General features: G+C 69.9%; 9 protein-coding genes. 2 read left to right on the plus strand and 7 right to left on the minus strand.

The window, feature by feature from the left end; translation table 11 throughout:
• Positions 1-97: 97 nt before the first annotated feature.
• The gene (locus B141_RS0121800; RefSeq protein ID WP_020577310.1) at positions 98-595 is read left to right on the plus strand and encodes an NUDIX domain-containing protein; all 498 of its coding nucleotides are present in this window, start codon (positions 98-100) and stop codon (positions 593-595) included.
• 29 nt (positions 596-624) lie between these two features.
• On the opposite strand, the gene B141_RS0121805 is transcribed toward B141_RS0121800, so the two are convergent.
• Positions 625-2517 carry an ABC transporter ATP-binding protein gene (locus tag B141_RS0121805; RefSeq protein ID WP_020577311.1) on the minus strand — a complete coding sequence of 631 codons (1893 nt, stop codon included), beginning with the start codon at positions 2515-2517 and terminating at the stop codon, positions 625-627.
• Positions 2518-2619: 102 nt separating this feature from the next.
• On the opposite strand from B141_RS0121805, the gene B141_RS0121810 reads away from it, so the two are divergent.
• Positions 2620-3066 (plus strand): MarR family winged helix-turn-helix transcriptional regulator, encoded by a 447-nt coding sequence (locus tag B141_RS0121810; RefSeq protein WP_020577312.1) that lies wholly within the window; start codon positions 2620-2622, stop codon positions 3064-3066.
• A 105-nt stretch (positions 3067-3171) separates the two neighbouring features.
• Here the strand turns inward: B141_RS0121810 and B141_RS42035 are convergent, their stop codons facing one another.
• From B141_RS42035 to B141_RS0121840, 6 genes are all read right to left on the minus strand, one after another.
• Positions 3172-4083: an SWIM zinc finger family protein gene (locus B141_RS42035; protein WP_020577313.1), complete on the minus strand. Its 912-nt coding sequence runs from the start codon at positions 4081-4083 to the stop codon at positions 3172-3174.
• Complete coding sequence (locus tag B141_RS0121820; protein WP_237742768.1) at positions 4080-6995, minus strand: DEAD/DEAH box helicase; 2916 nt, start codon at positions 6993-6995, stop codon at positions 4080-4082. Before B141_RS0121820 ends, B141_RS42035 begins: the two co-directional genes overlap by 4 nt.
• A gap of 120 nt (positions 6996-7115) precedes the next feature.
• A complete protein-coding gene (locus tag B141_RS0121825; RefSeq protein ID WP_020577315.1) occupies positions 7116-7667 on the minus strand; it encodes a Uma2 family endonuclease in 552 nt (183 codons plus the stop codon).
• A gap of 83 nt (positions 7668-7750) precedes the next feature.
• On the minus strand, positions 7751-9406 hold the full coding sequence (locus tag B141_RS0121830; RefSeq protein ID WP_020577316.1) for a DUF1841 family protein: 1656 nt from the start codon (positions 9404-9406) through the stop codon (positions 7751-7753).
• Positions 9407-9505: 99 nt separating this feature from the next.
• On the minus strand, positions 9506-10183 hold the full coding sequence (locus B141_RS0121835; RefSeq protein WP_020577317.1) for a TetR/AcrR family transcriptional regulator: 678 nt from the start codon (positions 10181-10183) through the stop codon (positions 9506-9508).
• Complete coding sequence (locus tag B141_RS0121840; RefSeq protein WP_157181191.1) at positions 10180-11688, minus strand: FAD-dependent monooxygenase; 1509 nt, start codon at positions 11686-11688, stop codon at positions 10180-10182. Before B141_RS0121840 ends, B141_RS0121835 begins: the two co-directional genes overlap by 4 nt.
• Positions 11689-12027 lie beyond the last annotated feature (339 nt).

Consider the following 12027-nt stretch of genomic DNA (forward strand, 5'->3'; position numbering starts at 1 on the left):
GGCTCGCCCCGACTTGGCGGAGGTATGCCGGTTTCTTTCCCGAAACAGCTCCACCGGGCGGAAGGAAGCGCCAGCGGACGGGTCATACGCTGCGCGGATGGGTTTCGAGGATTCTTATCTGGGGCGGCTCCGGCAGCGGGTCGGCCACGACCTTCTTCTGGTCCCCGGCGCGCAGGTGCTCGTGTTCGATGACAGCGATCGGCTTCTGCTCGTCCGCCGCACCGATACCGACACGTGGGGAGTGATCGCGGGTAGCGCCGAGGAGGGTTTGTCGTTCGTGGGGACGGCGCTCGCTGAGCTTGCCGAAGAGGCAGGGCTCACCGCAACACCCGCGGACCTCGAGCCGTTCGCGTGCACCTCCAACCCGGCCGATGTTCTGACCTATCCGAACGGCGACCGGGTGCACGCGTTCGCGATGTGTTTTGCCGTACGACGCTGGACCGGAGTTCCGCGCCCCGACGGCGTTGAAAGCAAGGCGGTCGCTTTCTTCGGTACAGGCGCAGGCGAGCTACCCGAGAGCCGGCACCCCGAGGTGGACATTGCGCTCCGCCTGTGGCGGGCCTACCAGGCGAGCGGAACCTTCCAGGCCGGCTGATCGCTCGCCCGACCTTCAGGTCCTCCCGATCATGAGGGAAGGACCTCGGCCTGGGGTTCGAACTGCGTGCGGTAGAGCTCGGAGTAGAGCCCGCCCGCGTCGACGAGTTCCTCGTGCGTGCCGCGTTCGACCAGCTGGCCCTGATCCAGCACGAGGATGGTGTCGGCGTTGCGGACCGTCGAGAGCCGGTGTGCGATGACGAGGGAGGTCCGGCCCTCGAGTGCGGTGGCAAGTGCGCGTTGCACCGCCGCCTCGGACTCGGAGTCCAGGTGGGCCGTGGCCTCGTCCAGAATCACGATCGAGGGCGCCTTGAGGAGAAGTCGGGCGATGGAGAGTCGCTGGCGTTCGCCTCCCGAAAGCCGGTAGCCGCGATCACCCACGACGGTGTCGAGCCCATCGGGAAGGGCTGCCACGAACTCACCGATCTGGGCGGCGTCGAGCGCGTCGAGGAGTTCCGGGTCGGTCGCGCCCGGACGGGCCATCAGCAGGTTGGCGCGGATCGTGTCGTGGTACATGTGCGAGTCCTGGGTCACGACACCGATCACCGCCCGCAGGGACTCCTGCGTCACCTCACGTACGTCCCGATCGCCGACGAGCACCGCACCGTCCGTCACGTCGTACAGCCGGGAGACCAGCGAGGCGAGCGTGCTCTTGCCCGCACCTGACGGGCCCACGAGCGCGACCATCTGGCCAGGTTCGACGCGGAAGCTCACGTCCCCCACGACGTCGACACCCGTCTCGGTGGACAGGATCGCGGTCGACTCCAGCGAGGCGAGTGAGACCTCTGACGCGGCTGGATAGTGGAAGCGCACATGGTCGAACTCCACGGAAGGCCGCACGTCCTTCGGCAGCGTCCGGGCGCCCGGCAGGTTGGCGACCATCGGTGGTAGGTCGAGGACCTCGAGGACGCGTTCGAAGCTGACCAGGGTCGTCATGACGTCGACCTGCAGGTTGGAGAGTGCGGTCAGCGGCCCGTAGAGCCTGGTGAGGTAGGCCGTCAGGGCGACCACGGTCCCGATGCCCAACGCGCCGCCGACCGCGAACACTCCACCGACGCCGTACACCAGCGCCACCGCGAGGGCTGCGACCAACGTGAGGGAGACGCGGAAGATGCCGGCGTACATCGCGGTCGTGACGCCGATGTCGCGCACCCGAGCGGCCTTCCCGGCGAACTCGCCGGAGGAATCCTGGGACCGGCCGAAAATCTTGGCCAAGGTGGCACCGGCGACGTTGAACCGTTCGGTCATCGTCTGGGCCATGTCAGCGTTGAGGCGATAACCCTCTGCCGTCGCGGCCCGCAGCCGGCCGGCCATGAGTCGCGCCGGCAGGACGAACAACGGCAGCAACGCCAGCGCCAGCAGGGTGATCTGCCAGGACATCACAAACATCGCTCCGAGCACGAGCACCACACTGAGCAGGTTGCTGACCACGTTGGACAGCGTGGACGTGAACGCCTGCTGGGCGCCGAGCACGTCGCCGTTGAGTCGCTGGATGAGCGCGCCGGTCTGCGTACGACTGAAGAACGCCACCGGCATGCTCTGCACGTGGTCGAAGACGGCGGTGCGCAGGTCGAGGACGAGTCCCTCCCCGATCCGGGCCGAGAACCACCGCTGGGCGAGCGTCGCGCCGGCAGACGCGAGCGCGAGTGCCGCGACACCGAGCGAAAGAGCGACCACGACGTCGGTCCGGCCGCGCGCGATCCCGCGGTCGATGATGTCGCGGAAGAGCAGGGGAGTGGCGGCACCGATCGCGGCGTCGATCGCGACCAGGAGCAGGAAGATCGCCAGAAAACCCTTGTAGGGAACGGCGAACGACAGGATGCGACGGGCGGTGCCGGGGGCCAGCTTGTGGCCCTTGACCGAGGAATCCTGCAGGAACGACCGCATCGCGCGACCGCCACCCGCGCCGCGAAGCATCGACATCCGGGTCCTCCCCTCCGCGCCGTCCTGGGCAGACGCGCGATTTAGAGAGGTTACCTCCCTATGAGGTAGCCTCTCAACCAGTGGCCGGCGTACGCTGTCCGCGTGCGGAAGAAGGACGACTCGGCGGAGCGGATCGCCGCGTTGTTGGAAGGGATCGTGCGCCGGCAACGGCGGGCGTCGTGGGAGCAGCTGGGTGCGCTGGACGTCACGCCCGCTCAGGTGCGGGTGCTGCGTACCCTCCACCATGCCGGCGCGGCCATCCGGGTGAGCGACCTCGCCGCCCGGTTGGGGATCGTCCCCCGCTCAGCCACGTCTGTGGTCGATGACCTGGAGACCGCGGGGTTGGTACGCAGGGCAGCCGATCCGGGTGATCGCCGCGCGACGCTCGTCTCCATGACGGCCAAGGGTGCTCGGGTGCTTGCCGCGGTACGCCGGAGCAAGCGGGACGCCACCGTGGCGCTGGTCGAGCGGCTTGATCGGAGCGAGCGGGAGCAGTTGCTGTCCCTGCTCGCGCGGCTGGCGCCCGATGACGCGGTCGAGGATCGGTGACGGGGAATGATCACGTTTGCGTGGTCATTCCCCACGATGCGCGGCAAATTGAGCTTGCTTCGTAGGGAATGACCACGCAAACGTGATCATTCCCGGCTCGAAAGGTTATGCGTCCGCTTCGCCTTCATGATCAGGATCACCGGGGGTTGCGGTCGCCAGCTGCCATGCGCGGTGGGCCGCGGCGGTGGCGAGGGCGCGTAGCACTTCGGGATCGATCCCTGACTCAGGTGGCGGGTCGAACGCCACGGTGACCGGGTGCCCGGGGCGCTCCGGGGGTAGGGGAGGGGCCGGGAGTTCGGGCCGGGGTTCGGACGCACCGGCGTACGCGTCGCGGGCCACGACTCCCTCCGCGCTGCTGCCGGCGAGTCCGGCGCTCGGTCCCGCGGACGAGCCGGGCCCGGGGGTGCGCCGGGCGCGCAGGGCACTCAACACGTCGGCACGGGACTTACCGCGCAGCCGCAGCAGGGTGAAGGGGTCCTTGTCCAACGCGTCCGCGACCAGGTAGCAGACCGCGGCGGCATGCTTGCACGGATCACCCCAGTCTGGGCAGGAACACCGGGGCTGGATCTCGCCGGCGCCGGGAAGCAGGTCGAGTCCGGCCGCGGCGACGTCCGACACGACCTCGGGCGGGAGCTCGCCATCGAGCAGGGCGGCGGTACGCCCGATCTGCGCGGCGATCGCGTCGAGAACCCGCTCCCAGTCGTCGCGCCGAAACCTCGGAACCCGCACGGTCACGGTGTAGGGGACCGCCCGGCTGCCCTGAACCGCCGCCATCACCAACCCCGGCGCGACGTCCATCTGGCCCACCGCGCCGCGTCGGGCGTAGGAGCGCCCTCGGGAGAGGCGACCGGGATCGAGGGCCGCCCGGTGTTCGAGCGCGTCGACCCAGGCTCGCCCCCACCAGGTCTGTCCGAAGCCGCGCCGGCTTCCGCGCCCTCGGGCGGCAGGAGGCCGGTGGTTCTCTTCCGTCTCGTCGGACCACCAGTCGCCGGACGTACGCCGACCAGCGGGACTCATGTCGGGCTCCCCAGAGCGACGAGATCGGCGAGCTCGGCGTCGGACAGCTCGGTCAGCCACGCCTCACCCGACCCGACGACCGCGTCGGCCAGGTCCCGCTTGGCGCGCATCAGGTCGGCGATCCGGTCTTCGAGGGTGCCTTCGGTGACCAGCCGGTGGACCTGCACGGGACGGTCCTGCCCGATGCGGTAGGCCCGGTCGGTCGCCTGGTCTTCGACGGCGGGGTTCCACCACCGGTCGAAGTGGACGACGTGGGTGGCCTGGGTGAGGGTCAGCCCGACCCCGCCCGCCTTGAGAGACAGCAGGAACACCGGAGCCTCGCCGGCCTGGAACGCCGTCACGAGTTGTTCGCGTTTCTTCGCTCCGACACCGCCGTGCAGGAAGAGTGTCCGGACTCCACGCGCGTCAAGGTGACCTTGCAGCAGCTGGCACATCTCGACGTACTGGCTGAACACCAGCACCGACTCGCCCTCGGCGAGGATCACGTCGAGCAGCTCGTCGAGGGCGGCCAGCTTGCCCGAACGCCCGGGCAGCGGACCGGCCTCGTGGAGGTACTGCGCGGGGTGGTTGCACACCTGCTTCAGCGCGGTGAGCAAAGCGAGGACGAGCCCGCGCCGGGCCATGCCCTCCGAACTCCTGATCTCCTCCATCACCTCGTCGACGACGGCCTTGTAGAGCGTGGCCTGCTCCGTCGTGAGTGGGACGACCACGTCGCTTTCGGTCTTGGGTGGCAACTCGGGCGCGATCCCGGGGTCGGACTTACGTCGCCGCAACAGGAACGGCCGGCTCAGCCTGCCCAGCCGGGCAGTCGCGTCGGGGTCGCGGTAGCGCTCGATGGGCACCGCCAGCCGACGCCGGAAACGGTCCAGCGAGCCCAGGATGCCGGGTGTCGTCCAGTCGAGGATCGACCAGAGTTCAGTGAGGTGGTTCTCGACCGGGGTGCCGGTGAGCGCGACCCGGGTGGCCGAGGGGATGGAACGCAGGGCCCGGGCCGTGCGGGCGAGGGGGTTCTTCGCGTGTTGGGCCTCGTCGGCGACGACCATCCCCCAGGTGGCGGTGGCGAGCTCGTCGTGGTCGCGGCGTACGACGCCGTATGTCGTCAACACCACCTCGTCGGGGGCCGTCTCGTCGAGGTGCCGGCCCGCACCGTGGAACCGCCGGACCGGGATCGTCGGGGCGAACTTCGCGAGCTCGCGCTGCCAGGTGCCGAGCAGGGACGTCGGGCAGACCACCAGGGTGGGTCCCTGCCCGAGCGGACGGCGGTGCAGGTGGAGGGCGATGAGCTGCAGAGTCTTTCCGAGCCCCATGTCGTCGGCGAGGCAGCCGCCCAGGCCGAGGCCGGTCAGGTGGGCCAGCCAGGCCAGACCGCGTTGCTGGTAAGGGCGCAGCGTGGCCTGGAGATCGGCGGGCGTCGAGATCGCGAGATCCGACTCGGCGGCCCTGAGCCGCTCCGCGAGTTGGGCGACCGGGCCCTCGGCCGTGAACTCCACCCGCTCCTCGTCCACCTCCAGCTCTCCGGTGAGCGCCGCCGCCAACGCCTCCGCCGCACCCAGCGTGCGGGGGGTACGCCGCCGCAGCCGAGCGAGAACGTCCCGGTCGACCTTGACCCACCGGCCGCGAAGCCACAGGAACGGGCGCTTGGCCTCGGCGAGCGCGGCGATCTCGTCGTCGGTCAGCGCTTCGCCGTCGATGGTCGGCTGCCAGCGGAACGTCAGCAGGTCCCGCATCGAGAACGTGGGTTGGGCGGCACCGGCTGGGGTGGGCGTGGCGGCGCGGGCCCGGAGCTTGAGTCCGGTACCGAAAAGCTCGGTCGGCCACAGCACCTCGATCCCCGCACCATCGAGCGCTTCGGCACCCCGGGTCAGCAGGTCCTCGAGGTCGTCGTCGCCGAGGTCGACGCCGGTGGGGGTCGCGGCCGTCAGGGCGGTGCCGAGCGGGGGCCAGGCGCGCGCGCCGCGGCGCAGTGCGAGCAGCAGGTCGGTTTCGGCCTGGGCGCCGAGCCGGGTGAGTACGGCGGCCGGCGCGGTCCACAGGTCGGCGACGTCGACGAGCAGGCTCGGGTCGGTGGTGCTCCGCAGCCGGAGGAGGCCGCGGAAGGAGCCCGCCTCGGTGTCGACGGGTTCGGGCTCCTCGTCGACGGGTTCGACCTCGTCGACGCCGCCGCTCGGGGGTTCGATGCGCAGCACCAGGCGGGCGCCCGCGCGCTCGAACTGCTCGATCTCGTCGAGCCAGTCGGTCGGGCCATCGAGACGGGCGGGATCGGGGAGCGCGAATGGCTCGGCCTTCGCGGCGAGGGGTCTGGGGCTCGTCCGGGTCCTGGCGTTCGTGAGTGTGTCGGCGTACGCGCCGTCTGGGCGGGCCAGCGTGTCCGCGATCGCGTCCCAGAATGCCCGGATCAGACCTTCCGCGGTGTGGATGCGTACCGGCCGGCTGCCCGTGATCGGCACGGCGTGCGCGAGGGGTGGCATCGCCGCCGCCAGCTCCCGGAGCCAGGCATGGTCGGCCGGATCGAGCGGGCCGACCCGCCAGGCGCCGAACCCCTGTGGGGATCGCGCGGGCGCCAGCTTGCCGTGCGCGACCAGCCCGAGTCCGGCGAGAGCGGCGGCACCCCAGGCGCGGTGCGAGACCGGAGCCATCGGGTCGGGCTCGGCAGTGAAGTGATCGATCGCCTCGGCGATGGTGAGCAGTCGTGCCGGCACCACCGACCGGCGTACCCGCGAACCTGCGGGCAGCACCACCTCGACCGTCGCGTCGCCCCCGCTGCCAGCCGCGTTGCCAGAACCGCTGCCCGCCCGCGAGGGCTCCCAGAGCGCGATCGTGCCCGTCCGCGGAGGGTCCGCGGGAACGAAGACGGCCTCGACTCCTACTGGCTCGAACCCCACCGGCACCTGCGGCACGTTACTCGGTCTCACCGACAGACCCACCGGCACCTGCGGCACGTTACTCCGTCTCACCGACAGACCCACCGGCGACGCGGCCGGTGAGCGTGCCGCGCTGGCGACGGGCCGCGCCCGGGCGAGGCAGCCAGGTCCTCAGGCGACGAGCTCGGCGGGAGTCAGGCTGAGTGGGTACGGCATGGCGGCGTGGAACGTCTCCTCGGCCTTGACCTCGGCGGCCTCGACGTAGCTGCCGTCGCGCAACTCCAGCGCGAGTATCGAAGGGACCTCAGGATCGATGAGCCAGTACGACGGGCAACCCGCGCTCTCGTAGCGGTTGCGCTTTGACACCAGGTCGATGCCGCGGTTGCCAGGCGAGAGCACCTCGACGGCGAGGAGCGGTGGGACAAGGACGAGGCCTCGGTCGGTCAGATCAGATCGGCGGGCAACGATGAGATCCGGCTGCACCAGGGTGTCGTTCGCAAGTCGGACATCGACCGGTGCCACGAGGGCCTCGAACTCGGGTGGACACGCGTCAGTAAGTTTTCGTACGAGCTGCACGACTACCCGTTGGTGAAGCGGTCGCGGGGCCGGGCTCACGATCAGTACCCCGTCGATGAGCTCGTAGCGGTGCCCGTCATCGGGTGCCGACTCGAGATCGACCCAGGTGAGCGGTCGGCCGTACGGCAGGCGCATCACGGAACTCATCGTGCCTCCTCGTCGCCATGCCGTCCAATACTGGCCGATCCGGATGGCGCGCCGTCGCGTCTATCCACAGGCAGTGGAGGCCCTCACTTGTCGCCGGCGAAGGTGCTCTCCCACGAACCCGGCAAGGCGTCCAGCGCTGCGCGATAGGCCGCTGGATCATGGGGTTCCTGATCTTCCAGGCTGCCCCACACCTGCTGGGACAGCACGAACGTCAACGCGTGCAGGACGTTGTGCCGGTCGTAGCCGGCGTCAAGGAGACGTTGCGCGGTGGTCCACACCTCGGGCGGATCGTTGAACCACAGCTGCCGTGCCACCGCGGTGTGCATCGCCACGTGCAGTCGCGGGTCGACGCCATCGACCACCGGGCGGGCGTTGGGGTTCGTCAGGTATCCGGCGTACTCCGGGTGCTCCTCCTCGACCAGCTGCGCGAAGCTCTTCTCGTCATCGGCGTCGAAGCCAGGCTCGGGCACCTGCCCGACGGCGAACATCCGCCGGGCGAATACCTCGTCCGCGTCCTCCTCGTCCGGATCCAGATCGGCCAGCAGCGACTCCACGGCGGCGCGCGCGGAACCCCAGAGGGAGGTGTCGTCGTACGCGTCGGCGAACTTCGGCGCCAAAACGTCGACCGCCCCCAGGGTCTCGTCCAGTGATGCCTGGGAGAGCTGGGTACGCCGGGCCACGTATCGCACCCAGGCCGGCAGGACGTCCGGCACCTGGTCGACGTACGCCCGATCCAGGAGTCCGGTCTGCGGAAGCCAGTTGAGCAGGAGGATCTCCAGCTTGGCGGGGCTGACCCGCAACGGCTGTCCGTGGTCCTGCTCGCAGCCGTAGCTCACCAGCTCCAGGGCGACACCGCGCGCGGCGTCCTCGGGCAGCTCCGCGGCTTCGGGACTGGCGAGGAAGTCCTCGATCAGCTCCGTCTGCTCGTCCTGCGTCCATGGCTCGGCCTCGGCGCGTACGCCACCGTCGGGCAAGCCGCGGACCCGGGCGAGGGCCAGTGCACGGGTATGCCGGAAGGTGTCGTGGACCGGCGGGTCGACCACCTGGTCGGTGGCGGCGAACGCGTCGTCGAGCGCCACCTTGAGCGCGGCAGGGGATGCCTCAGAGAGGGAGAGGGTCGGGTCGCCGGCGACCGTCTCGCGCACCTGCGCGAGGAGTTCGGCCGCGTCGCCAGTCGCCCAGGTGTCGCGAGCGAGGCCGCCGAGATTGTGGTCGACGAGCACCACCAACGCGTGCGGTGGCTCGGCGGCATAGGTGAACGACATGATCACCTGGGTCGCGTCGCCAAGCTCCTCGTCGACTGCGAAGCAGTCCCCGACGCTCACGCGTCCGGCGACCTCCGCCCACTGCGGCGGCGCGAGCTCCAGCCTGGCCGCGAGGTCCGCGAACGCGGCGCGTGCCTGCTCGGCGAGCACCGGGTCGCCGATCGCCGCCAGCCCGTTGAGCAGTGCGACCGCTTCGGGGCTCTCGGCCCGCTGCGCACCGGCCACCAGCGCCGGACCGAACGCCACGGACTCGGACGGCTGCTGCCACCAGGTGCCGATCACGCTGGAGACGAAGGCCTCGGCGTCAAGCGGCGAATCGAGGGTGAGGAGCTCGGTCGACGCGCGGAGAACGTCGGTGACGAAGGACGCGGTGCGGTCGTCTTTTCGCGTACGCGTGGTGGCACGGTGCTGGGATCTCCGCCGGTCGGAAGGGCGGCGCCTGTCGCCGCGCCGGCCTCGGCTCCTCGGACTCATGGGGCGAAGCCTCTCACGACCGGTTGGCTGCTGTCCGGCATAGCGCTTGGCGTACTCCTCGGCGTCGGAGTCCGCTCCACAGGCGATCGTTTGCCATGCTCATCTCCCTTCCTTCGCACGGCCGCCGCGTTCCTGTCGTGATGTTGACCCGGGACGCGGCTTGGCCGGTGCGTCGGCGGGGAGCAGGCCGACCTGCCGGTAGAGCTCTCGAAGGTAGCGTCGCATCTCCGCTGTGTCGGGCGGATCTGGCTGGAGTACGCGGTAGATGACAGCGCCGGCCATCATGTCGATCAGTACGTCAAGGTCGGCGTCGGCTGGCAGTCTGCCCGCCCGTTTCGCCTGGTCGAGCATCGCGCTCGCGGCTTCCCGCCGCGGCACGATGTAGTGCTTCCAGTACGTCGCCATCAGCGCGGGGTGGCTCACGCTGGACCCGAGGATGCGCGCGACCAACGCGCGGAACTCCTGGCTCGCGGCCAGCTCGGCCGACTCGTCCAGCATGCTCTCCAAGAGTTGTCTCGGCTCCGCGCGTTCCATTTCGGCGTTCGAGGGCCAGTCGCGGTGATCCTCGATCATCCACTCGATGGCGTGTGCGGCGAGCACCTCCTTCGACGCCCACCGCCGGTACACAGTCAGCTTGCCGACTCCGGCTCGCTTGGCGACCTGCTCGATGCTCATGCCCTCGACGCCCCGCTCGATGAACAGCTCCAACGCGGCCCGCAGGATCGCTCGGTCGACCTCCGGATCGCGAGGGCGACCGCGGCCACGCGGCTGTGTCACTGGGAGACCTGCCCACGCTGTAACGCGGTCTTCAGCCAACGGTCCAGGCTGGCCACATCGCTGCCACGCCAGGCCAGGTGGGCGTCCGGCCGTACGAGCATGGTCTGCTCGTCGTCGTGTCGAAGCATGCCGACATGATCGCCGAGTCGTTGCCGGACGGCGGTTTGGAGGTCGTCCCCAGCGGCGCGGGCCATCAAGAGTGCCCAGCGCCCGCCAAGCTCGGCGTGCAGCCGAGAGGCGCTGCCGTCCGCGCATACGACCGCGAGATCGGGTACGCGATCGCCCGGCCGAGGCTTGGCGCCGCGGCCGCCCAGCGGCCCCTTGCGGTAGCTCACCCACAGCTGCGATGTGGTGTAAGTCGCCCAGCGTTGGATGCTCGGCAGGTTGAACAGCCGCACGATCATGCGGTCCCGCAGGAACCGCCCGATCGGGCTGCTGGCGATGTTTACCTTGGTGACGTTCGCGGTGCCGCGCAGCACATCGGTCGCGAGTGGGCGCCGTTCGGCTTCGTAGGAGTTGAGCAGTGCCGCGTCCGCCTTGCCTTGGACGACGAGCGCGAGCTTCCAGGCGAGGTTCTCCGCGTCGCCTACGCCGGTGAGCATGCCCTGGCCACCGAACGGCGCGTGTGCGTGCGCAGCGTCGCCCGCGAGGAAGATGCGCCCGTGCCTGTAGCGGTCGGCCAGCCGACGGTGGATGGTGAACAGCGAGAGCCATTCGGCCTCGCAGATGTGCACTTGCTTGCCGCTGCGTTCCGGCAGGATCTGCCGGAACCGGTCGAGGATCTCCTGCTCACTGGGCTTGTCGCCGTTGCCACGCCCTGGGTCGTAGGCAATCAGCCGCCACAGGTCGTCGCGGCCGCTCGCGGGGGCGGGCATCGGCATCGCGCCGAGCATGCCGCTCGGGTGAATCCAGCCGCTGGTTCCGGTGCGGTCGAGGTCCCAGTCAAGACGCAGGTCGGCCAGCAGGAAACGCTCGCTGAGCTTGACGCCGGGAAAGCCGATGCCCGCCAGCTTGCGGGTTGTGCTTCCGGTGCCGTCGCAGCCGATCACCCAGCCGGCGCGCACTACCTGTCCGTCGCTCAGTGAGACGGTGATGCCGTCGGCGTCCTGGTCGACGTCGACGAGCGCCGTCTTCCACTCGGGTACGCCGCCGAGCTGGGCCAGACGGTCTCGCAGGGCGGCTTCGACCTTCGCCTGGGACACCACCATCGGCGGTGCGGCTGTCTGGTGGCCCGGGTCGCCGAACTTCAGCTTCATGATCGGACGGTCGCCCAGATAGGTGGTGACCTGCGTGGCCCGCAGAGACTCCTCGGGCAAGGCGCCGAGCGCGCCCAGCCGGTCGAGCACCTCCGAGCCGCGAGCATGCAGAAAGTTGGCCCGGGACGTGGTGGCCGGTCCAGGCGCCCGGTCGACTACACGGACAGGAACACCGTGCAGAAGCAGCCCACATGCCAGCGCGAGTCCGGTCGGTCCGGCGCCGACCACCAGAACTTGGGTGGAATCCAACGTCACTCCTTTTATTTACGAACCGGTATCGATATGTAAATGTACCGTAATCCCTTCAGCTCGTCATCGGTCGACGCCACCACAGTGCGGCCGGGAGAACTACGGGCTGGCGTCGGATCCCTGGCCTCTGACAGCGTGCTGAACGGGAGCGCTGGCTGGCGCCATCGATGCGCTACCCTGACCGCATGCGAGTGGCTCTGCTCCTTACCGAGCCGCGCTGACCACCAACGGGTGCGGACGCACCGCGTCGGCGCGGCAACCCCTCCTGCGTGAGGGGTTTTTTGGTACTCCGGGGGTTCCGGGGGTCGCCCCCTCGGGCCACTCAGATTGAGCCACCTT

Origin of the sequence: Actinopolymorpha alba DSM 45243, assembly GCF_000373925.1 — a bacterium.
GTDB classification, from domain to species: Bacteria; Actinomycetota; Actinomycetes; order Propionibacteriales; family Actinopolymorphaceae; genus Actinopolymorpha; species Actinopolymorpha alba.